The sequence below is a fragment of the Klebsiella oxytoca NBRC 105695 genome (assembly GCF_001598695.1).
In the GTDB taxonomy this organism is placed as follows: Bacteria; Pseudomonadota; Gammaproteobacteria; order Enterobacterales; family Enterobacteriaceae; genus Klebsiella; species Klebsiella oxytoca.
The window spans coordinates 139579-161847 of record NZ_BCZK01000011.1 but is presented as its reverse complement, the minus strand read 5'-3'; the positions used below and the strand labels follow the sequence as shown (position 1 = coordinate 161847).

Genomic DNA, 22269 nt, shown 5'->3' with positions numbered 1-22269 from the left:
CACCATAAAAAAAACCCCCACCAATATCGGTAGGGCGGTACCTTTTACTGAGGGAAATAGAATGAGCAAAGGAATAAAAATGCCTAATTCCGTGATGAGATTAACAATATCAAATAAAAAAATAATTAATTACGTGCCTCATATTGTGACGTTCATCATATTATTTTTTATCTGCCAGCAGCTCGCCCAATTAACCTGGAAAATAATTCTCCCGGTAAACTTTACGGATAACGCATTAAACTCTGCCGATACGACGGTGCCCGCCGCGCCCTCCCCGGAAACGGCGCTGCCGCGCTTTACGCTATTTGGCGTGGCGGAGAAAACGCCCTCCTCCGCAAACGGCGACAACCTCGAGCAGGCGCCCGTTTCGGCGCTCAAACTGCGCGTAACCGGCCTGGTCGCCAGTACCGATCCCTCTCGCGCCATTGCTATCATGATGCAGGGGAATCAACAGGTTAGCCTCGGGATTGGCGATAATACGCCGGGCGGAGAGGCGAAAATTGTCGCCATTTTCCCCGACCGCCTGATTGTTAATTACCGCGGCACAAATGAGGCTATCCCGCTGTTTAACGACCCGCCCGCCGCCGGCAAAAATAGCGCCGCGCCGCCAGCCGGCCAATTGGCGCAGGAGCTCCGCGCGCAGCCGCAAAATATTCTTCATTACCTCAATATTTCGCCGGTCATGGTCAACGACAAGCTCAGCGGATATCGCCTGAATGCGGGAAAAAAACCGGCGTTATTTCGCCAGGCGGGTCTCAAGGAAAACGATCTGGCGATTGCCCTGAACGGCCTGGATCTCCGCGATAAAGAACAGTCTCGCCAGGCATTAGCTCAGCTACCGGAATTAACCGAAATAACCCTTACCGTTGAACGCGACGGCCAGAAACAAGATATTTCTCTAGATCTGAGGGATGAATAATTGATCATCACCAACGTTACCCGCCCATTTTTCCTGACGCTGCTGATATTCGCCGCGCTGATATTCAAACCGGCCGCGGCGGAAGAGTTTTCCGCCAGCTTTAAGGGCACCGATATTCAGGAATTTATCAATACGGTCAGTAAAAACCTGAATAAAACGGTCATTATCGATCCCAGCGTACGCGGCACCATTACCGTACGTAGCTACGATATGCTCAACGAAGAGCAATATTATCAATTTTTCCTCAGCGTCCTCGATGTCTATGGCTTCGCGGTGATTAATATGAATAACGGCGTCCTGAAAGTCGTTCGTTCGAAGGATGCGAAAACCGCCGCGGTGCCGGTGGCGAGCGATGCCGCACCGGGTACTGGCGATGAGGTCGTCACCCGCGTCGTGCCGCTGACTAACGTCGCCGCCCGCGATCTGGCGCCGCTGCTGCGCCAGCTTAACGATAACGCCGGCGCGGGCAGCGTGGTGCACTATGAACCCTCCAACGTCCTGCTGATGACCGGCCGCGCGGCGGTGATCAAGCGTCTGTTGACCATCGTCGAACGCGTCGATAACGCCGGAGACCGCAGCGTGGTGACCGTTCCCCTCTCATGGGCCTCCGCCGCCGATGTGGTCAAGCTGGTGACTGAACTCAACAAAGATACCAGCAAATCGGCCCTGCCCGGCTCGATGGTCGCCAACGTGGTGGCCGACGAGCGCACCAACGCGGTGCTGGTCAGCGGCGAGCCCAACTCTCGCCAGCGGATCGTCGCCATGATTAAGCAGCTCGACCGCCAGCAGGCGACGCAGGGCAACACCAAAGTGATCTATCTGAAATACGCCAAAGCCGCCGACCTGGTCGAAGTGCTGACTGGCATCAGCAGCACGATGCAGAGCGAAAAGCAGGCCGCGAAGCCGGTGGCGGCGCTGGATAAAAATATTATTATCAAAGCGCACGGACAGACCAACGCCCTGATTGTCACCGCCGCCCCTGACGTGATGAACGATCTTGAACGGGTAATCGATCAGTTGGATATCCGCCGTCCACAGGTGCTGGTGGAGGCGATCATCGCCGAAGTGCAGGACGCTGACGGTCTTAACCTCGGCATCCAGTGGGCCAATAAAAACGCCGGGATGACCCAGTTCACCAACAGCGGTCTGCCAATATCTACGGCCATCGCCGGGGCCAACCAGTACAACAAAGACGGCACCGTCAGCAGCTCCCTGGCCAGCGCCCTTAGCTCCTTCAACGGCATTGCCGCCGGCTTCTACCAGGGCAACTGGGCAATGCTGCTCACCGCACTCTCAAGCAGCACCAAGAACGATATTCTCGCCACGCCGAGCATTGTCACCCTCGACAACATGGAGGCCACCTTTAACGTCGGCCAGGAAGTCCCGGTGCTGACCGGCTCGCAAACCACCTCCGGCGATAACATCTTCAATACCGTCGAGCGTAAAACCGTCGGCATCAAGCTGAAGGTAAAGCCGCAAATTAACGAAGGCGATTCGGTCCTGCTGGAGATCGAACAGGAGGTTTCGAGCGTGGCGGATGCCGCCTCCAGCACCAGTTCGGATCTCGGCGCGACCTTCAATACCCGTACGGTGAATAACGCCGTACTGGTCGGCAGCGGCGAAACGGTGGTCGTCGGCGGCCTGCTGGATAAAAGCGTCTCCGACACCGCCGATAAAGTCCCTCTGCTCGGCGATATCCCGGTGATTGGCGCGCTGTTCCGCTCCACCAGCAAAAAGGTCTCCAAGCGCAACCTGATGCTGTTCATTCGTCCAACGGTGATCCGCGACCGAGACGAGTACCGTCAGGCTTCATCCGGGCAGTACACCGCGTTTAACGACGCCCAGAGCAAACAGCGCGGCAAAGAGAACAACGACGCGATGCTGAGTAACGATCTGCTGGAGATCTACCCGCGCCAGGATACCGCCGCGTTCCGCCAGGTCAGCGCCGCCATCGACGCGTTCAATCTGGGAGGCAATCTATGATGCCCGCCGCTGAACGACGTCCGCTGCTCCCCTTCAGCTACGCCCGCGCGCACAACGTGATGCTCCTGAGCAACGGCGCAAGCTGCGAGGTTTTCTGCCTTGCCGCCACCGCGCCGCAGGCGCTGCTGGAAGCTCGCCGTATGGCCGGGATGCCGTTCAGCCTGGAACGACTGGAAGCAGAGGCGTTCGAAAAGCTGCTGGTGCTGAGCTATCAGCGCGACTCCGCCGAGGCGCGGCGCATGATGGCGGATATCGGCAACGAGCTGGATCTGTACACCCTTGCCGAAGAGCTGCCGGACACCGACGATCTTCTGGATAGCGAAGACGACGCGCCGATTATCCGCCTGATTAACGCCATGCTCACCGAGGCTATCAAAGAGAAAGCGTCGGATATTCATATCGAAACCTATGAACGCCACCTGCAAATTCGCTTTCGCGTCGACGGCGTACTGCGCGAAATCCTGCGCCCCCAGCGCCGCCTCGCCGCGCTGCTGATCTCGCGCATTAAGGTGATGGCGAGCCTTGATATCGCCGAAAAACGCATTCCTCAGGATGGGCGCATGGCGCTGCGTATTGGCGGACGCGCCGTCGATGTCCGCGTCTCCACCCTGCCGTCGAGCTACGGCGAACGCGTGGTGCTGCGTCTGCTCGATAAAAACAGCGTTAATCTCGACCTGCTGACCCTCGGGATGCCGCCCGCGCTGCTCCAGCAGGTAGATGGACTGATCGCCCGCCCGCACGGCATCGTGCTGGTGACCGGGCCGACCGGCTCGGGAAAAAGCACCACCCTCTACGCCGCGCTAAGCCGCCTCGATGCCCGCGAGCGCAACATCATGACCATTGAAGATCCTATCGAATATGAGCTGGAGGGCATCGGTCAGACTCAGGTTAACGCGAAAGTCGATATGACCTTTGCCCGCGGGCTGCGCGCCATTTTGCGCCAGGACCCTGACGTGGTGCTGGTGGGCGAAATCCGCGACGGCGAAACGGCGCAAATCGCCGTTCAGGCCTCGCTAACCGGCCATCTGGTGCTCTCAACGCTGCATACCAATAGCGCGCTGGGCGCCATCTCGCGCCTGCAGGATATGGGCGTCGAGCCTTTTCTGCTCTCCACCTCGCTGCTGGCGGTGATGTCGCAGCGGCTGGTGCGACGGCTCTGCCCGCACTGTCGCCAGCAGGAGCCGGCCAATGCCGATACCGCCCGCCAGATGGAGATCGCCCCCGGCACGGCGCTCTGGCAGCCCCGGGGCTGCGCCGAGTGCGGTTTTACCGGCTATCGCGGACGTACCGGCATTCACGAACTATTGCTGGTGGACGATCGCGTGCGCATGGCTATCCACCGCGGCGAAAACGAGGTGACGCTGATCCAACAGCTGGGAACGGACTATGTCACCCTACGCCATGCCGGGCGGGAAAAGGCGCTGGCGGGGATCACCAGCTGGCAAGAGGTCCTGCGGGTCACCGAACAGCAGATCGCGGAGGCCTCCTGACATGGCGCTTTTTCGCTATCAGGCTGTTGATGAAAAGGGTAAAACCCGGCGCGGCATCCAGCAGGCGGACTCCGCCCGCCACGCGCGCCAGCTGCTGCGGGATAAGAACTGGCTGGCCCTGGATATTGCCCCGGCTGCCGGCGGCGGGCAACCGCGCTTTATCCGCCGGACTAACGCCCGCGATCTCGCCCTCGTCACCCGCCAGCTGGCGACGCTGGTCGCCGCCGCCATCCCGCTGGAAAAAGCGCTCGACGCGGTGGCCCAGCAGTGTGAGAAACCGCAGCTGAAAACCCTGATTGCCGGCGTGCGCGGCAAAGTGCTGGAAGGCCACGCGCTGGCGGAAGCGATGCGCGGCTACCCTGGCTGCTTCGACGCGCTCTACTGCGCGATGGTCGCCGCCGGCGAAGCTTCCGGCCATCTTGATGGCGTACTGAACCGGCTGGCGGACTATACCGAACAGCGCCAGCAGCTGCGCGCCCGGCTGCTGCAGGCGATGATTTACCCCATCGTGCTAACCCTGGTGGCGGTCAGCGTGATCGTCATTCTGCTGTCGACGGTGGTGCCGAAGGTTGTCGGGCAGTTTATCCACCTTAAGCAGGCGCTGCCGTTTTCTACCCGTCTGCTGATGGCGATGAGCGATATGCTGCGCGCCGCCGGTCCGTGGCTGCTGCTCGCCGCCATGCTCATGGCTCTGCTGCTGCGCTACCTGCTGCGGCAGCCGGCAAAGCGGCTGGCCTGGCACAGACTGCTGCTGCGCCTGCCGTTGATTGGCCGGGTCGCGCGCAGCGTTAACAGCGCCCGCTACGCCCGTACCCTGAGCATTCTCAACGCCAGCGCCGTTCCGCTGCTGCTGGCGATGCGCATCAGCACGGAAGTATTAAGCAACGCCTGGGCTAAGCGCCAGCTCGAAGCCGCCAGCGACGCGGTACGCGAAGGCGTCAGCCTGCATCGCGCGCTCGAAATGACCCAGCTTTTCCCGCCGATGATGCGCTATATGGTCGCCAGCGGCGAACAGAGCGGCGAGCTCAACGACATGCTGGCGCGCGCGGCAGATAACCAGGACCGGGATCTGAGCGCGCAAATTCAGCTGGCCCTCAGCCTGTTTGAACCCCTGCTGGTAGTGGCGATGGCCGGCATGGTGCTGTTTATCGTCCTCGCCATTCTGCAACCGATACTGCAACTCAATACCCTGATGAGTATGTAATTGTTCTAATGGAGAAAAATATGCAACGACAGCGCGGCTTCACCTTACTGGAAATCATGGTGGTGATTGTTATCCTCGGCGTACTCGCCAGCCTCGTGGTGCCCAATCTGATGGGCAACAAAGAAAAGGCCGATCGGCAAAAAGTGGTCAGCGATCTTGTGGCGCTCGAGGGAGCGCTGGACATGTACAAACTGGACAACAGCCGCTATCCCACCACCGAGCAGGGGCTGCAGGCGCTGGTCAGCGCGCCATCGGCCGAGCCGCACGCGCGCAACTATCCCGAAGGCGGCTATATCCGCCGTCTGCCGCAGGATCCCTGGGGCAACGATTACCAGCTGCTAAGCCCCGGCCAGCATGGACAGGTCGATATTTTCAGCCTCGGGCCGGACGGCGTGCCGGAGAGCAATGACGATATCGGCAACTGGACGATTGGGAAAAAATAGTGCGACAGCGCGGCTTTACGTTGCTGGAGATGATGCTCATTTTGCTGCTGATGGGGGTCAGCGCAGGCATGGTGCTGCTGGCCTTCCCCTCCTCGCGCGATGATAGCGCGGCGCAGACCCTGGCGCGCTTTGAGGCGCAGCTGCGCTTTGTCCAGCAGCGAGGTCTACAAACCGGTCAGTTTTTTGGCGTCTCGGTGCATCCCGATAGATGGCAGTTTCTGGTCCTGCAAGCCCGCGAAAGCCATGAGCCCCCCTCTGTCGGCAACGACTGGAACGGCTATCGTTGGCTGCCGCTAAGCGCCGGACGCGTCGCCACTTCGGGCAGCGTCGTCGGGGACAAGCTACGCCTCGCTTTTCCGCAGGGCGAGGCCTGGACGCCGGGCGACAACCCCGATGTGCTGATCTTTCCCGGCGGGGAGATGACCCCCTTTCGGCTGACCGTCGGCGAAGCCACGGGTATCGCGTTTAATGCGCGCGGCGAAAGCCAGCCTCAACCGCAGGAGGCGCCATGAAAAAGCAGGCCGGCATGACGCTAATAGAAGTGATGGTCGCGCTGGTGGTCTTCGCCCTTGCCGGGCTGGCGGTGGTGCAGGCCACGCTCCAGCAAACCCGCCAGCTGGGGCGAATGGAGGAGAAAATTCTGGCCGGCTGGCTGGCGGATAATCAGCTGGTGCAGCTACGGCTGGAAAATCGCTGGCCCGCGCTGAGCTGGTCGGAAACCACGGTGCAGACGGCGGGCGTCAGCTGGCACATTCGCTGGCAGGGCGTGGAAACCGACCTCCCGCAGCTGCGGGCGCTGGACGTCGAGGTCCGCCATGCCAAAAGCGAAAAGATGCCCGTCTCTTCGCTGCGCACCTACGTGACGCCGCCATGATCCAGCGAGCTCGCGGATTTACCCTCGTTGAAATGCTGCTGGCGTTGGCCATCCTCGCCGCGCTCAGCGTCGCTGCGGTCACGGTGCTGCAAAATGTGATGCGCGCCGATACGCTCACCCGCGATAAAGGCGAGCGCATCCAGACGCTGCAGCAAACGTTCAGCCAGATGGCGGCGGACTTTAGCCAAATCATTCCCCGCCGCAGCCGCGACAGCGCGAGCCTGTTTTTTGCCGGACGCTTTCAGCTCGGCAGCGACGACTGGGCGATCGCTTTTAGCCGCAACGGTTGGCCCAACCCTCTGGGGCTTCTGCCGCGTTCGGAAATTCAGAACGTCAGCTACCGCCTGCGCGGCAGCCACCTGGAGCGCCTGAGCTACGACCAGCAGGACCCGCTGCCAGGTAGTCTGCCTACGGTGACCGTTATGCAGCGCAACGTGCAGGCGTTTCGTCTGCGCTTTTACGCCAGCGGCCGCTGGCTGGATGAATGGCAGCAGCCGCAGACGTTGCCCCAGGGGCTGGAGGTCACCCTGACGCTGGAGCCATACGGCGAGATCCGAAGGCTGTTTCTGCTTACGCCGGGAGGCAGCCAATGAATACCCGCCAGCGCGGCGTCGCCCTGCTTATGGTGCTGCTGATCCTCGCTCTGATGATGGTGCTGGCGAGCGCCATGACCGAGCGCAGCGCGCGGATGTATCAGCAAACCGCGACGACCCTCGATAACCTGCAGGCCAAATGGTACGCGCTGGGGGCGGAAACCCTGGCGGCGGCGTTGCTACAACGCGACGCGCTCGACTCGCCGAACCAAACCCATCTGGCGCAGAACTGGGCCCAGCAGGGGCGACGTTTTACGCTCAATGACGGCGAGATCTACGCCACGATTACCGACGCTCAGGCCTGCTTCAACCTCAACGCCATTAACCAGCTCAGCGGCGACGAAAGCGTTGAAATCCCTTATCCCGCACAGGTTTTTACCCGACTGCTGGAGAACCTCGGCAGCGAGCCGCTGCGCGCCTTACAGCTGACCGCCGCCCTGCGCGACTGGGTGGACAGCGATCGCCAGCCGCTGCTGAACGGCGCGGAAGATGAAGTCTATATGGCGCAATCCCCCGGCTATCTGAGCGGCAATCAGCCGCTGCAGGATATCAGCGAACTGCGCCTGCTGGCCGGGATGGACGCGACGCTCTATCAGCGTCTGCTGCCCTACGTCTGCGCGCCTCCGGACGATGCGCTGCAGGTGAACGTCAATACCCTGCAGCCCGCTCAGGCCGCGCTACTGTCGGCGCTCTTCCCGGCTGAACTCACCCTTGCCGAAGCCCGGCAGCTGCTGCAGGCGCGCGCGGCCACTGGCTGGAGCAGCGTCGCCGCTTTCCTGTCGCAGCCGATACTACAAAAAACCGATACCGCCGCCGCGCGTCCGTGGCTGACGGTGCGCAGCGAGCGTTTTATCGCCACCTTCAGCGTAGTGATGGGCAGCGCCCGCTATCAGCAACGTAGCCTCCTGCAAAAGCAGGGGCGAACCTTCGGCGTCGTCCAGCGGCGCTATGGAATCTATTGGGTAGCCGATGAATAACCACCATACCTCTTCCGCCACCGTGCTGATTATTCGCCTCAATCCCGATGCCGCGACGGCGATATGGCGGCTGGCCGCGCCGGGCGACGAGGCGCAGAGCGGAGAATGGCATCCTGACGCTGGCGATCCGACGCTCAACCTGCTGGCGCAACATTATCCGGCCTGGGTGCTGGTGCCCGCCAGCGACTGCGCGTTTCATCGCGTTACTCTGCCCGCCGGCGTGCGCCGAAATGCGCAGCAGGCCCTGGCGTTTTTACTCGAAGAACAGCTGGCAACAGAGGTCGAGGAGAGCCATTTTGCCCTGCTCCACCGGGATAAAAGCGATTGTGCCGTGGCGGTGGTCGGGCGGGAGAAGATGCGCGCCTGGCAGGCCTGGTGCGAACAACTCGGACTCAACGTGCTGGCACTGACGCCGGATGCCCTAACCCTGCCGCACAACCCAACCGGCTGGAGCGCCGTACGCTGCGGCGAGCAGTGGCTGTTTCGCCACGATTCGGAGAGCGGTATGGCGGTCGAAACCTCATGGCTCGGCGAACTGCTGGTTCACTGGACTGACCTCGCGCCCATCGCCTGCTACTCGCCGCCGCCGGATATTGCCGCGCCATGGCAACCTCTGCCGACGCAGGATTTGCTGGAGCTGGCGGCGAGCAACCCGCAGGCGCGTAAAATCTGCTTATGCCAGGGCGATTTTGCCCCTGAACGCCGCCGGGCGCCGACGCCCCGACGCTGGCGCCCGGCTCTCGCCGCTGCGCTGGCGCTACTGCTGCTGTGGAGCGGGAATCGCCTCCACGACCATCTCGCGCTGGCGCGCCAGGCCGACGCCGCGGTACAGGCCAGCCGTGACTTTTACCGCCAGTGGTTCAAAAGCGAGAAAAACCTCGTCAATCCACGTCTGCAAATGCAGCAGCATCTGCGTCGGCTGGCAAGCGCAAGCGCCCGGCCGGCGCTCATCTCGCGGCTCGGCGCTCTGCAGCAAATCATTGCTGAAACGCCGGGCATCCGCCTGCGAACCCTGAGCTATGATGCCGGGCGCAACGCGCTGCAGCTGGAGATATCCGCCGTCTCATCGCAGGCTCTGGAGCAGTTCAGCCAGCGGGCGCGGGCCGGCTTCCGCGTGCAGAGCGGGGAAATGAAACCGCACGCAGACGGTATTGAAGAGCGTCTGACGCTGGAGGATAACGATGCATAACCTGATGACCTTATGGCAACAGCGTACGCGCCGCGAACGGCATCTGCTGCTGGGCATGGGCGTGATGCTGATTATCGGCCTGGTCTATTACGCTTTATGGCAGCCCTGGCAAAGTCGCGAGACGCAGTGGCGGCAAACGCTGACCCGGGAGCAGGCCAGTCTGCAGTGGATGCGCCAGCAGACTCCCCTTCTGCAGCAGCTTCGCCAGCAGAAATCGCCTGCCGCGCCGCAAGAGCCATCAACGGTGATTATGCGCGAAGCCGCCCGCCACGGGATCGCCATCGTTCGCCTGCAGCCGCAGGGAGCTCGCCTGAGCCTTAGCGTGCAGCCCGCCGATTTTCAGGCGCTGATGGCATGGCTCGACGCGCTGGGGCAGGCGGGGATGACCACCGTTACGCTGACGGTGGCCGCCGTGGCGCAGCAGCCCGGCCGGGTCACCGTCACTACGCTGGTGCTGGAGCGCAGCGATGAAAAATAAAATCACTATCGGCCTGCTGCTGGCGGCGGTCTATCTCTTCTGGCTGCTGCTTAGCGCGCCGGCGAGACTGCTGGCCCTGGCGCTGCCGGAAGGCGCGCGGCTCGGCGAAACCACGGGCACCCTGTGGCAAGGAGAAGCCCGTCAGGCCAGCTGGCGCGGTTTTGACATCGTCCATTTACGCTGGGAGTTTGGCTTTTCGTCGTGGCTTCCCGGCTGGCATATCGCGTTTAGCGCCCCCTCCGGCCTGCGCGGCCAGGCCTGGCTGCACGGCCTGAACGAGTTTGTGGTGCGCGAAGGCCGACTCGTGATTCCGGCCCGGACGATCGGCCAGCAGCTGGCGCTCGGGATACCGCTGGAAGCCCGTGGCCAGGTGATGCTGACGCTACCGGAAGCCCGTTTTAACGCTGGCGGCTGCCGACAGATAAGCGCGGGCGCCGTGCAGTGGCAGGATGCGGCGCTCACCTCCCCCGCCGGTTCGCTCGAACTGGCCCAGGTCAACGGCAAACTCAGCTGCACCCCGGCGGGCGCGCTGGCTATCGCCCTGACCCAGGATTCCCATCAGCTTAGCCTCACCGGACAGGGCATTCTGACGCCCGACGGGCGCTATACGTTTAACGGCATGCTGCAAACCCGTCAGGCGGCTCCAGCGCTGCTGACGCTGCTGGTAGCGCAAACCGGCCGTAAAGATAAGCAGGGGCGCACGCCGTGGCAGTGGCAGGGACAGTGGCTATCCGAGGAGAAAAAATAGCCGTGGAAAACATCGCATTGTTACCCGAGTTCGCCGCGCAATTCCCGTTAATCTGGGGCGGTTTTTTATTCTTGTCCGGACTGGCGTTCGGCAGCTTTTTTAACGTCGTTATCCATCGTTTACCGCTGATGATGGAGTACGCAGAGGGAGTGAATCTCTGCCTCCCCGCATCGTTCTGTCCGCAGTGCCGTCAGCCCATCGCCTGGCGGGACAATATCCCGCTGCTGAGCTTTTTATGGCTCAAGGGGCGTTCGCGCTGCTGCGGGCGACCGATTTCACGTCGCTATCCGCTGATGGAGCTGGCGACCGGCGCGCTGTTTATGCTGGTCGGGTACCTGATCCCTCCTGGCATGCCGCTGCTGGGCGGGTTAATTTTATTGTCGCTGCTGCTGATCCTCGCCGCCATCGACGCGCAAACGCAGCTGCTGCCTGACAGGCTGACTCTGCCGCTGCTGTGGGCCGGGCTGCTGTTCAATCTTACCGATCTCTTCGCGCCGCTGGCGGAGGCGGTCGTTGGCGCGATGGCCGGGTATCTATCGCTGTGGTCAGTGTACTGGGTGTTCCGTCTGCTGACCGGTAAAGAGGCGCTGGGCTACGGTGATTTCAAGCTGCTGGCGGCGCTCGGCGCGTGGCTCGGCTGGCAGGCGCTGCCGCATACGCTGCTGCTGGCTTCCGCCAGCGGCCTGATCTGGACGCTGCTGCAGCGCCTGGTAACCCGTCGTTCGCTCGAACAGCCTCTGGCCTTCGGCCCCTGGCTGGCGCTGGCGGGCGGCGGCATCTTTTTGTGGGGCCAGGTATAAAATATCCCCTGCTCGCGCTGCGCTTAGCAGGGCTACGGGTGCTGTTGGTCCGGTAGCCCGAGTAAGGCGTTTCCGCCGCAACCCGGGAACTCTCCGGCTACGAATACTTTTTGGTGCGGCGGGTCGGGGCGGTATTGGCCGGATCGTCGGGCCAGACGTGCTTCGGATAGCGCCCTTTCATCTCTTTTTGTACCTCGCGGTAGCTCCCCTGCCAGAACGCGCCTAAATCACGGGTGATCTGCAGCGGGCGCTGCGCCGGCGAAAGCAGCTCCAGTACCAGCGGCACCCGCCCCTGGGCGATAGTCGGAGTGGTCGCCTCGCCAAACATCTCCTGCATTCGCACCGCCAGCGCCGGCGGGTTTTCATCGTGATAGCGAATCGCAATGCGGCTACCGGTCGGCACCGTATAATGCGTGGGCAGCTCGCTGTCCAGCTTCTGGCGCAGCGGCCACGGCAGCCAGTTTTGCAGCGCCTGACGCACGTCCAGCGCCTTCAGAGCCCGCAGCGAATGGACGCCCGCCATCTGCGGCAGCAGCCACCGTTCGAGCGAGGCCAGCAGCGACGCCTCATCAACGGCCGGCCACGCCTCCTCCGGCAGCCACTGCGCCGCGCAGTGCAGCCGCAGACGTAGTTGCTCCGCCTCCGGCGTCCAGTTGAGCACGTTCAGCCCCTTCTCGCGGATCCCGTTAAGCATCGCCTGATGCAGCTCCTCTTCCGCTGGCTTCGCCAGCGGCTGGGTCTTGATGACCAGGCGTCCGATACAGGTGCGCCGCCAGGCCTTCAGCGTGCCTGGCGCCTCATCCCACTCGACGATATCGGAACGCCGGACCAGCGCCGGACACTGCTCAATCAGCGCGTGAATATCGACCGGCAGCGCCAGCAGGATCCGCGCATCTGGCGATGCGCTCCCCTGCAGCAGCAGCGGTGCAATCAGCCATTCGTGGCGGCTCAGGGCATCATCGGCGTCAAGCATCGCCCCCATCCCGTTAGCCAGCTGGTAGCGCCCCTCCTGACCGCGACGATGGGCGATACGGTCGGCAAAAGCGGAGGCCAGCAGCGCCGCGATGCTGTCGGCGTCGGGCTGACCGCCGCGAACCGCCAGCCTTTTCATCAGCTGCTGCGCCCGCTGCTGCCAGTTGCCCTGCTGACGGGCAAACGCCGCGCTGAGATCGCTATTGCCGCCGCGCGGCGGCTCTTCAAGGATCGCCGCCAGCTTAGCCGCCGTGGCGGCGCCATCAGCATCCTCCGCGGCCGTCAGCATTGCCGCCAGACGCGGATCGTTACCTAACGCCGCCATTTTGCGCCCGTGCGCCGACAGCCGGTCACCTTCCAGCGCAGAAAGGTCAGTGAGCAGACGCCGGGCCGCCGCCAGGTTGGTCGCAGGCGGCAGATCCAGCCAACTGAGCTGGGCCGGGTCCTGACATCCCCACTGCAATAGCTCCAGCAGCAGCGACGACAAATCGCTTTGCAGGATTTCCGGGTCGCCCTGCGCCGCCGCGCGCTCGGCCTGCTCCTTTGCCAGCAGATGCAGGCAGATACCCGGCTCCAGACGCCCGGCTCGACCGGCGCGCTGGGTCATTGAGGCCTGGCTGATGCGCTGCGTCACCAGGCGAGTGAGCCCGGTCCGGGCGTCAAAGCGCGCGACTCGCTCCTGAGCGCTATCCACCACCAGCCGAATCCCCTCGATGGTCAGACTGGTTTCGGCGATGTTGGTTGCCAGCACCACTTTGCGCATCCCGGCTGGCGCAGGCAGTATCGCCTTACGCTGCTCGCTCAGCGGCAACGCGCCGTACAGCGGGCACAGCACAAAATCGCTCGCCACCCGCTCCGCCAGCCGCTCCTGCACGCGCTGAATTTCTCCTACTCCGGGCAGAAACAGCAGCATTGAGCCATTCTCGCTACGCAGCAGCTCTGCGGCGGCTATCGCCACCGCCTCGTCAAAACGCTGATGAGTCGGCAACGGCAAAAAACGCCGTTCAACCGGAAACGCGCGCCCTTCGGAAACGATAACCGGCGCCTCCGGCAGCAGCTTCTGCAGGCGTTCATTGTCCAGCGTAGCCGACATAATCAGCAGCTTAAGATCGTCGCGCAGTCCCTGCTGGACGTCGAGCAACAGCGCCAGCGCCAGATCCGCCTGCAGGCTGCGTTCGTGGAATTCATCAAGGATCGCCAGCCCCACGCCGCTCAGCTCAGGATCGCGCTGGATCATCCGCGTTAAAATACCTTCGGTCACCACTTCGAGACGCGTGTTCGGCCCGACGCAGCTCTCCGCGCGCATGCGATAGCCCACCGTCTCGCCGGGCTTTTCTCCCAGCAGTTCCGCCAGCCGCTGCGCCACGTTACGCGCGGCCAGCCGCCGCGGCTCCAGCAGGATTATGCGTCCGTTGATTTTACCTTCGGCGAGAATTTGCAGCGGCAGCCAGGTGGATTTCCCGGCGCCGGTTGGCGCGTTAAGCAAAACCTGCGGCGCATGCTGCAGGGCAGAGAGAAGTTCAGGGAGGACGGCGGCAACCGGCAATGAGGACACGAAGCGCTCCGGGGGTTAACATGTGAGGGCAAGCATTGTAGCATCCCGATAATTCATTACCGAGTCTCTATCATGTCCGAGCCGAAAAGGCTGTTTTTCGCCATTGAACTTCCTGGAGAAGTTCAGCAGCAGATCGTTCACTGGCGCGCCGCCAGCTTTCCCGAGGATGCGGGTCGACCGGTGGCGGCGGCTAACCTCCATCTGACGCTGGCCTTTCTTGGCGAAGTGAGCGCGGACAAGCAGCGGGCGCTGTCTGCAATGGCCGGACGGATCCGCCAGCCGGGCTTTACCCTGACGCTTGACGATGCCGGGCAGTGGCTACGTTCGCGGGTGGTGTGGCTGGGTACTCGTCAGCCGCCGCGCGGGGTTTTGCAATTAGCGAATATGCTGCGCGCCCAGGCCGCCCGCAGCGGCTGCTATCAAAGCCCGCAGCCGTTTCATCCGCACATCACCCTGCTGCGCGACGCGCGCCACGCGGTGCCTATTCCGCCGCCCGGATTTAGCTGGGCGTTTGCGGTCAACGAATTTGTTCTCTACCAATCCAGCTTTAGCCGCGGACGCACCCGCTATCAGGCGCTGGAACGTTACCCTTTCGACAAGGAAAGCTGATGCTGTTCACTCCTCCCCTGCAGTCCGCCATCCTGATTAAACGTTACAAACGGTTTCTCGCCGACGTCATGACCCCGGATGGACGCGAGCTGACCCTGCACTGCCCCAATACCGGCGCCATGACCGGCTGCGCCGCGCCGGGCGACACCGTCTGGTATTCCACCTCAGATAATCCTAAACGCAAATATGCTCACACATGGGAATTAACTGAAACCGTCGAGGGCGCGACAATTTGTGTTAATACTCTACGTGCTAATACGTTGGCGAAAGAGGCGATTCTGGCAGGTAAAATTCCCGAGCTTGTAGGCTACAACACGCTGAAAAGCGAAGTGAAGTATGGTGATGAAAGCAGCCGTATTGATATTCTGTTACAAGCAGATGACCGACAAAACTGCTATATTGAAGTGAAATCGGTTACGTTGGCGGAAAAGGAATACGGTTATTTCCCCGATGCGGTCACCGAGCGCGGCCAGAAGCACCTGCGGGAGCTGATGAGCGTGGCGGCGGCTGGCGATCGGGCGGTGATACTGTTCGCGGTGCTTCATTCCGCGATCGACCGTTTCTCTCCCGCGCATCACATTGATGCCAGATACGCACAGCTATTGATTGAGGCGCAAAACAAGGGGGTGGAAATTCTCGCGTACAAGGCGGAACTTTCTACCGAGATGATGACTCTGAATAAGCCAATTACCGTGGTGTTAACCCCCGGTAAATAAACGGCTAAATAGTATTCGGGTCGCGAGCGCAAATACGCTTTTCCTCACAGGGTTGTCAAGTGTAACGTTTAGATAATTGCTATCCGGAAAAGCATCTGCTATTTATAGCGGCCTGATTTTTCCCCCAACACGGGGATCGATAGTGCGTGTTAAGGAGAAGCAACATGCAAGAAGGGCAAAACCGTAAAACATCGTCCCTGAGTATTCTCTCCATCGCTGGGGTGGAGCCGTACCAAGTGAAGCCGGGCGAAGAGTATATGAACGAAGCCCAGCTGGCGCACTTCAAGCGCATTCTTGAAGCGTGGCGTAATCAACTTAGGGATGAAGTGGATCGCACCGTAACGCATATGCAGGATGAAGCTGCTAACTTCCCGGACCCGGTAGACCGTGCCGCTCAGGAAGAAGAGTTCAGCCTGGAGCTGCGTAACCGCGACCGCGAACGTAAACTGATCAAAAAGATCGAGAAAACGCTGAAAAAAGTCGAAGACGAAGATTTCGGCTTCTGTGAATCTTGTGGCGTCGAGATTGGTATCCGTCGTCTGGAAGCGCGCCCGACCGCCGACCTGTGCATTGATTGCAAAACGCTGGCGGAAATTCGCGAAAAACAGATGGCAGGCTAATCACTTCGCTGATGCATCTCTGGCGGGAGCTTTCTCCCGCCCTGATGCTTTAGTCATATCATGAAAGATTCACACTATATCGGGCGCTTTGCCCCCTCACCCTCCGGTGAACTCCACTTTGGCTCATTAATTGCCGCGCTTGGCAGCTATCTGCAGGCTCGGGCGCAGAACGGTATCTGGCGCGTGCGCATTGAAGATATCGATCCGCCGCGTGAAGTCCCCGGCGCCGCTGAAACTATCCTTCGTCAATTAGACCACTACGGCCTGCACTGGGACGGAGAGGTACTCTGGCAGTCAAAACGTCATGAAGCCTATCGCGAGCGCCTGGCCTGGCTGCGCGAGCAGGGCCTCTGCTACTACTGCACCTGCACCCGCGCGCGTATCCACGGTATGGGCGGCATCTACGACGGCCACTGCCGGGATTTACGCCTCGGCGCGGAAAACGCCGCTCTGCGTCTGCGGCAAACTCGTCCAGTCCTTGAATTTTATGACCAGCTGCGCGGCACCATCGTTGCCGACGAGCCGCTCGCGCGCGAAGATTTTATTATCCATCGCCGCGATGGGCTGTTCGCCTATAATCTGGCGGTGGTGGTGGACGATCATTTTCAGGGCGTCAGCGAAATCGTCCGCGGCGCCGATCTTATCGAACCAACGGTACGGCAGATTTCTCTCTATCAGCATTTTGGCTGGCAGGCGCCGGATTATATCCATTTGCCGCTGGCCCTCAACGCGCAGGGCAATAAACTGTCGAAGCAAAACCACGCTCCGGCACTGTCTGAGGGCGACCCGCGACCAGAAATTGTGCGGGCGCTAACGTTTCTTAATCAGGATGTCATTCAGGAATGGCAGACGCTGAGCATTGAGGATTTACTCAAGTACGCGATAGCGAACTGGCGGCCGGAGCAAATCCAGCATTCTCAAATGCGTTCCGCTGAGCTATGATTAGCCGCTATTTTTTTGTCCTGAAGTCCGTCTGACACTACGAGGTGTACCATTTTTACCCGAGTCGCTAATTTTTGCCGTAAGGTGCTAAGCCGTGAAGAGCGCGAGGCAGAAGCCGCCGTCGAACAACTACATATGACGGTTATCCCGCGTGAGCAGCATGCAATTTCCCGCAAAGATATCAGTGAAAATGCCCTCAAGGTCATGTACAGACTCAACAAGGCGGGCTACGAATCATGGCTGGTCGGCGGCGGCGTACGCGACCTGCTGCTGGGCAAAAAACCCAAAGATTTTGACGTCACCACCAACGCGACCCCGGAACAGGTGCGTAAGCTGTTCCGCAACTGCCGTCTGGTCGGCCGTCGCTTCCGCCTGGCGCACGTGATGTTCGGGCCGGAAATTATCGAAGTCGCGACCTTCCGCGGCCATCATGAAGGCCACACCACCGATCGCATCACCTCCCAGCGCGGCCAGAACGGCATGCTGCTGCGCGACAACATCTTCGGTTCGATTGAAGAAGACGCCCAGCGTCGCGACTTTACCATCAACAGCCTCTATTACAGCGTGGCGGATTTTACCGTCCGCGACTACGTCGGCGGCATGAAAGATCTGCAGGATGGCGTTATCCGCCTGATCGGCGATCCGGAGACCCGCTATCGTGAAGATCCGGTGCGGATGCTGCGCGCGGTGCGGTTTGCGGCGAAGCTCGGCATGAGCATCAGCGAAGAGACCGCCGAGCCGATCCCACGCCTGGCGACGCTGCTGCACGATGTGCCGCCGGCGCGTCTGTTTGAAGAAGTCCTGAAGCTGCTGCAGGCCGGCGACGGATATCAAACCTATATCCTGCTGCGCGAATATAATCTGTTCCAGCCGCTGTTCCCGACCATTACCCGCTACTTCACCGAGCGCGGCGATAGTCCAATGGAGCGTATCATCAGCCAGGTGCTGAAGAATACCGATAACCGTATTCGCAACGACATGCGCGTTAATCCGGCGTTCCTGTTCGCGGTGATGTTCTGGTACCCGCTGCTGGAAACCGCGCAGAAAATCGCTCAGGAGAGCGGGCTGGCCTACTACGATGCCTTCGCGCTGGCGATGAACGACGTGCTGGACGAAGCCTGCCGTACGCTGGCGATCCCGAAACGCATCACCACTCTGGTGCGCGATATCTGGCAGCTTCAGCTGCGGATGTCCCGCCGTCAGGGCAAACGCGCGTGGAAGCTGATGGAGCATCCAAAATTCCGCGCCGCATACGATCTGCTGGAGCTGCGCGCCGGCGCCGAGAACAATGGCGAACTGCAGCGCCTGACCAAATGGTGGGGCGAGTTCCAGGTCGCTGCGCCGCCGGCTCAGAAAAATATGCTGGATGATTTGGGTGACGATCCGGCTCCACGTCGTCGCAACCGCCGTCCGCGTAAACGCGCGCCGCGTCGCGAAGGTAGCGCATGACGCTTGCTTATATCGCTATCGGCAGCAATCTGGCCTCTCCGCTGGAGCAGGTTAACGCTGCCGTCAACGCGCTGGCGGAGATTCCTGACAGCCGGGTGATAAGCGTTTCCTCTTTCTACCGTACACCGCCGCTGGGGCCGCAGGATCAGCCTGACTACCTCAACGCCGCCGTGGCGCTGGAAACCTCTCTCGCCCCAGAGGCGCTGCTCGACCACACTCAGCGCATCGAGCTGCAGCAGGGCCGTACCCGTAAAGCTGAACGCTGGGGCCCCCGCACGCTGGATCTCGATATCATGCTGTTCGGCGAGGAAGTGTTGAATACTCCGCGCCTGACCGTGCCGCACTACGATATGAAAAACCGCGGCTTTATGCTGTGGCCGCTGTTTGAAATTGCGCCTGAGCTACGTTTCCCCGACGGTTTGGCATTGCGCGATGTTCTGGCCACTCTCGGCGCAGAAAAACCCGCTAGCTGGTAATACCCCTTCATTTTTTAGCAATTACGGCGATCGTGGTAATCGGTTGCCTAAAACCATTGCCCCCCTGAATGCGGCTGCTAGAATGCCGGTTAAAATGACTTTCATCATCAGGAAACGTTATGAAACCGACCACTATCGCCCTGCTGCAGAAATGCAAACAGGAGAAGAAACGCTTCGCCACTATCACCGCCTATGACTACAGCTTTGCAAAGCTGTTTGCCGATGAGGGTATCAACGTGATGCTGGTCGGCGATTCGCTGGGCATGACGGTACAGGGCCACGACTCCACCCTGCCGGTGACCGTAGAAGATATCGCCTACCATACCCGCGCGGTGCGCCGGGGCGCGCCAAACTGCCTGCTGCTCGCCGATCTGCCGTTTATGGCTTACGCCACGCCGGAACAAACCTTCGAGAACGCCGCCATCGTGATGCGCGCGGGGGCCAATATGGTCAAAATCGAGGGCGGCGCATGGCTGGCGGATACGGTGAAAATGCTCGCCGAGCGCGCGGTACCCGTATGCGGACACCTCGGGCTGACTCCCCAGTCGGTGAACGTCTTCGGCGGTTATAAAATTCAGGGGCGCGGCGATGCCGGGCAAGTTCTGCTGGATGATGCGCTGGCGTTAGAAGCGGCGGGCGCACAGCTGCTGGTCCTGGAGTGCGTGCCGGTCGAGCTGGCGAAACGCGTCACCGAGGCGCTCACCATCCCGGTAATCGGCATCGGCGCGGGCAACGTCACCGATGGACAGATCCTCGTGATGCATGATGCCTTTGGTATCACCGGTGGTCACATTCCCAAATTTGCCAAAAATTTCCTGAGCACAGCGGGCGACATGCGCGCCGCGGTACGGCAATATGTTGCCGAAGTGGAGTCCGGTGAATATCCGGGCGAAGAACACAGTTTCCATTAAGGAGTATTGTTGTGCTGATTATTGAAACCCTGCCGCTGCTGCGCCAGCATATCCGCCGTTTACGTCAGGAAGGCAAGCGCATTGCGCTGGTTCCCACCATGGGCAACCTGCACGATGGTCATATGAAGCTGGTCGATGCGGCAAAAGCCAGCGCGGATGTGGTGGTAGCCAGTATTTTCGTCAATCCGATGCAGTTTGACCGCCCGGACGATCTGGCGCGCTATCCGCGAACCCTGCAGGACGATTGCGAGAAGCTGAACAAACGCAAAGTCGATTTAGTTTTTGCCCCTGCAGCGGCGGAAATTTATCCGCACGGCATCGAAAATCAGACTTACGTCGATGTTCCAGGATTGTCGACGATGCTCGAAGGCGCCAGCCGTCCTGGTCACTTCCGCGGCGTTTCGACCATCGTCAGCAAGCTGTTTAACCTGGTACAGCCGGATGTCGCCTGCTTCGGCGAAAAAGATTTCCAGCAGCTGGCGCTCATCCGCAAGATGGTGGCCGATATGGGCTATGACATCGAGATTATCGGCGTGCCGATTATGCGCGCTAAAGATGGGCTGGCGCTGAGCTCGCGCAACGGTTATCTCAGCGCTGAGCAGCGTAAAATTGCGCCGGGACTGCATAAGGTGATGAATAGCGTGGCGGAGAAACTGGCGGCCGGCGAACGTAATCTTGACGAGGTTATCGCGATTGCCGCTCAGGAGCTGAACGAAAAAGGCTTCCGCGCCGATGATATTCAGATCCGCGATGCCGATACGCTGTTCGACCTGACGGAAACCAGTAAGCGAGCGGTGATCCTGATGGCGGCCTGGCTCGGCGAAGCGCGTTTGATCGACAATCAGATCGTCGCACTCGCTGGCTAGACACGGGTTAAAAATCAGGCAATACTGCCAGGAATTTCCTCAAGGCGGACGTCATGTCCGCTTTGTTATCGTTAAGCTTTAAAGGTAGACGTTATGATTCGTAATATGCTGCAGGGCAAACTCCACCGCGTTAAAGTCACGCAGGCCGACCTGCACTATGAAGGCTCCTGCGCTATTGATCAGGATTTCCTCGATGCGTCCGGCATCCTTGAAAACGAGGCTATTCATATCTGGAACGTGACCAACGGTAATCGTTTCACCACCTACGCCATCGCCGCAGAGCGCGGGTCGCGAATTATCTCCGTTAACGGCGCGGCGGCACACTGCGCCAACGTCGGCGATATTTTGATTATCGCCAGTTTCGTCACCATGCCTGACGAAGAAGCCCGCACCTGGCAGCCGAAAGTCGCCTATTTCGAGGGCGAAAACGAAATGAAGCGCCAGGCAAAAGCCATTCCGGTACAGGTTGCCTGATATTTTCCATAGCTCCGGTAATCCGGAGCTATTATTTTGCAAATGCATAGCATTAAATAAATCAATATTATTAACCCAGGCAATATTATTCACCACCAAAAATACAAATAGCCAACCTAAAGAATATATTATTTCAGGTAAAGAAAGTCTTTATTTACCATATTCCACCCTAGATTAGCAACCGACGTTTTCTTACATTATTTTGTAAAAAGACTCAGTATTACGCCTCATCTAAAAGATTAGAATCCCTATACCCTGAAATTATTCAGGCCACTCCCATTATTTATGGGATAGTTTAATTTTATATGGATATATATATATGAATAAGTTAACCATTGCGGCTGCATCAATTATTCTGGCTTTAGGCTCAGCCTCCGCATTTGCTGATGATACGGTAACCACGCCGGGCACCGATGTTGGCCTCATTACGTTTGATGGCGCCGTTTCCGACACCACTTGCACCATCACCACCAACAACGGTGTTGACGCCAGAAACGTCACCATCAGCATGCCGGTGGTGAAAAAAGCCGATGTCGAAGGCACCACCGTTGACGCAGGCGTTGGCTCGAAAGAGTTTGAACTGCACCTGAGCAACTGCCCGGACACGCTGACCAAAGCATCCGCGACCTTTACTTCCCAGCAGTTTGCCGAACTCTCTAACGGCACGCTGAAAACTGACCCGAGCGTTACCGGTCATGCTGATAACGTTAGCCTGGCGCTGTTTAACAACAGCACCACCGATACCGATCGTATTCAGGTTGGCCTGCCGAATAACAACACCCAGGTCGCTACCCTGACCAGCGGCGAAGGCGTACTGGCTTACCGCGTGGCTTACGTTCCAAGCGCCGATTGGGTTAAAGGCACCAACGATATCACCGCGGGTAAAGTGACCAGCAACGCGACTTTTACTATGTCTTACGAGTAATCGTAACGTAATGGATTATGCGTCTGCGGCATAAAGCAGGCGCATTGCAGGGAGCA

General features: G+C 60.1%; 24 protein-coding genes. 23 read left to right on the top strand and 1 reads right to left on the bottom strand.

From position 1 onward, the window contains the following. Nucleotides 1-79 precede the first annotated feature (79 nt). From gspC to KO1_RS19135, 13 genes are read left to right on the top strand one after another with little or no spacing between them, the layout of a single operon-like run. The gene (gene gspC, locus KO1_RS19195) at nt 80-919 is read left to right on the top strand and encodes a type II secretion system protein GspC (RefSeq protein WP_024273742.1); all 840 of its coding nucleotides are present in this window, start codon (nt 80-82) and stop codon (nt 917-919) included. Next, nucleotides 920-2902, top strand: a complete 1983-nt coding sequence (gene pulD / locus KO1_RS19190) for a GspD family T2SS secretin variant PulD (RefSeq protein ID WP_004107980.1) — start codon at nt 920-922, stop codon at nt 2900-2902. Further along, nucleotides 2899-4392 (top strand): type II secretion system ATPase GspE, encoded by a 1494-nt coding sequence (gene gspE / locus KO1_RS19185; RefSeq protein ID WP_024273741.1) that lies wholly within the window; start codon nt 2899-2901, stop codon nt 4390-4392. Before pulD ends, gspE begins: the two co-directional genes overlap by 4 nt. Before the next feature lies 1 nt (nt 4393). Next, entirely contained in the window at nt 4394-5596 is a 1203-nt protein-coding gene (gene gspF / locus KO1_RS19180; protein ID WP_064407086.1) for a type II secretion system inner membrane protein GspF, read from the top strand. 20 nt (nt 5597-5616) lie between these two features. Beyond that, nucleotides 5617-6039 (top strand): type II secretion system major pseudopilin GspG, encoded by a 423-nt coding sequence (gene gspG / locus KO1_RS19175; RefSeq protein ID WP_004110681.1) that lies wholly within the window; start codon nt 5617-5619, stop codon nt 6037-6039. Next, nucleotides 6039-6551 (top strand): type II secretion system minor pseudopilin GspH, encoded by a 513-nt coding sequence (gspH, locus tag KO1_RS19170; protein ID WP_023329261.1) that lies wholly within the window; start codon nt 6039-6041, stop codon nt 6549-6551. The genes gspG and gspH overlap by 1 nt, the downstream gene beginning before the upstream one ends. Continuing rightward, nucleotides 6548-6913: a type II secretion system minor pseudopilin GspI gene (gene gspI, locus KO1_RS19165; RefSeq protein ID WP_004110668.1), complete on the top strand. Its 366-nt coding sequence runs from the start codon at nt 6548-6550 to the stop codon at nt 6911-6913. The genes gspH and gspI overlap by 4 nt, the downstream gene beginning before the upstream one ends. After that, entirely contained in the window at nt 6910-7506 is a 597-nt protein-coding gene (gene gspJ / locus KO1_RS19160) for a type II secretion system minor pseudopilin GspJ (protein ID WP_064407085.1), read from the top strand. The genes gspI and gspJ overlap by 4 nt, the downstream gene beginning before the upstream one ends. Continuing rightward, nucleotides 7503-8483, top strand: a complete 981-nt coding sequence (gene gspK, locus KO1_RS19155) for a type II secretion system minor pseudopilin GspK (protein WP_064407084.1) — start codon at nt 7503-7505, stop codon at nt 8481-8483. Before gspJ ends, gspK begins: the two co-directional genes overlap by 4 nt. After that, nucleotides 8476-9672: a type II secretion system protein GspL gene (gene gspL / locus KO1_RS19150; RefSeq protein ID WP_064407083.1), complete on the top strand. Its 1197-nt coding sequence runs from the start codon at nt 8476-8478 to the stop codon at nt 9670-9672. The genes gspK and gspL overlap by 8 nt, the downstream gene beginning before the upstream one ends. After that, nucleotides 9665-10150, top strand: a complete 486-nt coding sequence (locus tag KO1_RS19145) for a type II secretion system protein M (protein ID WP_024273738.1) — start codon at nt 9665-9667, stop codon at nt 10148-10150. Before gspL ends, KO1_RS19145 begins: the two co-directional genes overlap by 8 nt. Next, complete coding sequence (locus KO1_RS19140) at nt 10140-10898, top strand: type II secretion system protein N (RefSeq protein WP_024273737.1); 759 nt, start codon at nt 10140-10142, stop codon at nt 10896-10898. The genes KO1_RS19145 and KO1_RS19140 overlap by 11 nt, the downstream gene beginning before the upstream one ends. Before the next feature lie 2 nt (nt 10899-10900). Then, a complete protein-coding gene (locus KO1_RS19135) occupies nt 10901-11698 on the top strand; it encodes a prepilin peptidase (protein ID WP_049094324.1) in 798 nt (265 codons plus the stop codon). Between the two features lie 97 nt (nt 11699-11795). On the opposite strand, the gene hrpB is transcribed toward KO1_RS19135, so the two are convergent. Then, nucleotides 11796-14225, bottom strand: a complete 2430-nt coding sequence (gene hrpB / locus KO1_RS19130; RefSeq protein WP_064407082.1) for an ATP-dependent helicase HrpB — start codon at nt 14223-14225, stop codon at nt 11796-11798. Between the two features lie 72 nt (nt 14226-14297). Here hrpB and thpR point away from each other — a divergent pair, with 72 nt between their 5' ends. The 10 genes from thpR to KO1_RS19080 all read left to right on the top strand — a co-directional run bounded on the left by thpR (nt 14298) and on the right by KO1_RS19080 (nt 22213). Further along, nucleotides 14298-14834, top strand: coding sequence for an RNA 2',3'-cyclic phosphodiesterase (thpR, locus tag KO1_RS19125; protein ID WP_004108002.1), 537 nt, complete (start codon nt 14298-14300; stop codon nt 14832-14834). Beyond that, the gene (gene sfsA / locus KO1_RS19120; protein ID WP_004108004.1) at nt 14834-15550 is read left to right on the top strand and encodes a DNA/RNA nuclease SfsA; all 717 of its coding nucleotides are present in this window, start codon (nt 14834-14836) and stop codon (nt 15548-15550) included. The genes thpR and sfsA overlap by 1 nt, the downstream gene beginning before the upstream one ends. Before the next feature lie 164 nt (nt 15551-15714). After that, nucleotides 15715-16170, top strand: a complete 456-nt coding sequence (dksA, locus tag KO1_RS19115; RefSeq protein WP_004098689.1) for an RNA polymerase-binding protein DksA — start codon at nt 15715-15717, stop codon at nt 16168-16170. Between the two features lie 60 nt (nt 16171-16230). After that, nucleotides 16231-17112, top strand: a complete 882-nt coding sequence (gene gluQRS, locus KO1_RS19110; RefSeq protein ID WP_004108006.1) for a tRNA glutamyl-Q(34) synthetase GluQRS — start codon at nt 16231-16233, stop codon at nt 17110-17112. A gap of 51 nt (nt 17113-17163) precedes the next feature. Beyond that, complete coding sequence (gene pcnB, locus KO1_RS19105) at nt 17164-18561, top strand: polynucleotide adenylyltransferase PcnB (RefSeq protein WP_071787138.1); 1398 nt, start codon at nt 17164-17166, stop codon at nt 18559-18561. Next, nucleotides 18558-19037 (top strand): 2-amino-4-hydroxy-6-hydroxymethyldihydropteridine diphosphokinase, encoded by a 480-nt coding sequence (gene folK, locus KO1_RS19100; RefSeq protein ID WP_004108010.1) that lies wholly within the window; start codon nt 18558-18560, stop codon nt 19035-19037. Before pcnB ends, folK begins: the two co-directional genes overlap by 4 nt. A 119-nt stretch (nt 19038-19156) precedes the next feature. Beyond that, on the top strand, nt 19157-19948 hold the full coding sequence (gene panB, locus KO1_RS19095; protein ID WP_004108012.1) for a 3-methyl-2-oxobutanoate hydroxymethyltransferase: 792 nt from the start codon (nt 19157-19159) through the stop codon (nt 19946-19948). Nucleotides 19949-19959: 11 nt separating this feature from the next. Then, on the top strand, nt 19960-20814 hold the full coding sequence (gene panC, locus KO1_RS19090; RefSeq protein ID WP_004108013.1) for a pantoate--beta-alanine ligase: 855 nt from the start codon (nt 19960-19962) through the stop codon (nt 20812-20814). A gap of 93 nt (nt 20815-20907) precedes the next feature. Beyond that, on the top strand, nt 20908-21288 hold the full coding sequence (gene panD / locus KO1_RS19085; RefSeq protein WP_004108014.1) for an aspartate 1-decarboxylase: 381 nt from the start codon (nt 20908-20910) through the stop codon (nt 21286-21288). 319 nt (nt 21289-21607) lie between these two features. Next, a complete protein-coding gene (locus KO1_RS19080; protein ID WP_004108015.1) occupies nt 21608-22213 on the top strand; it encodes a fimbrial protein in 606 nt (201 codons plus the stop codon). Nucleotides 22214-22269 lie beyond the last annotated feature (56 nt).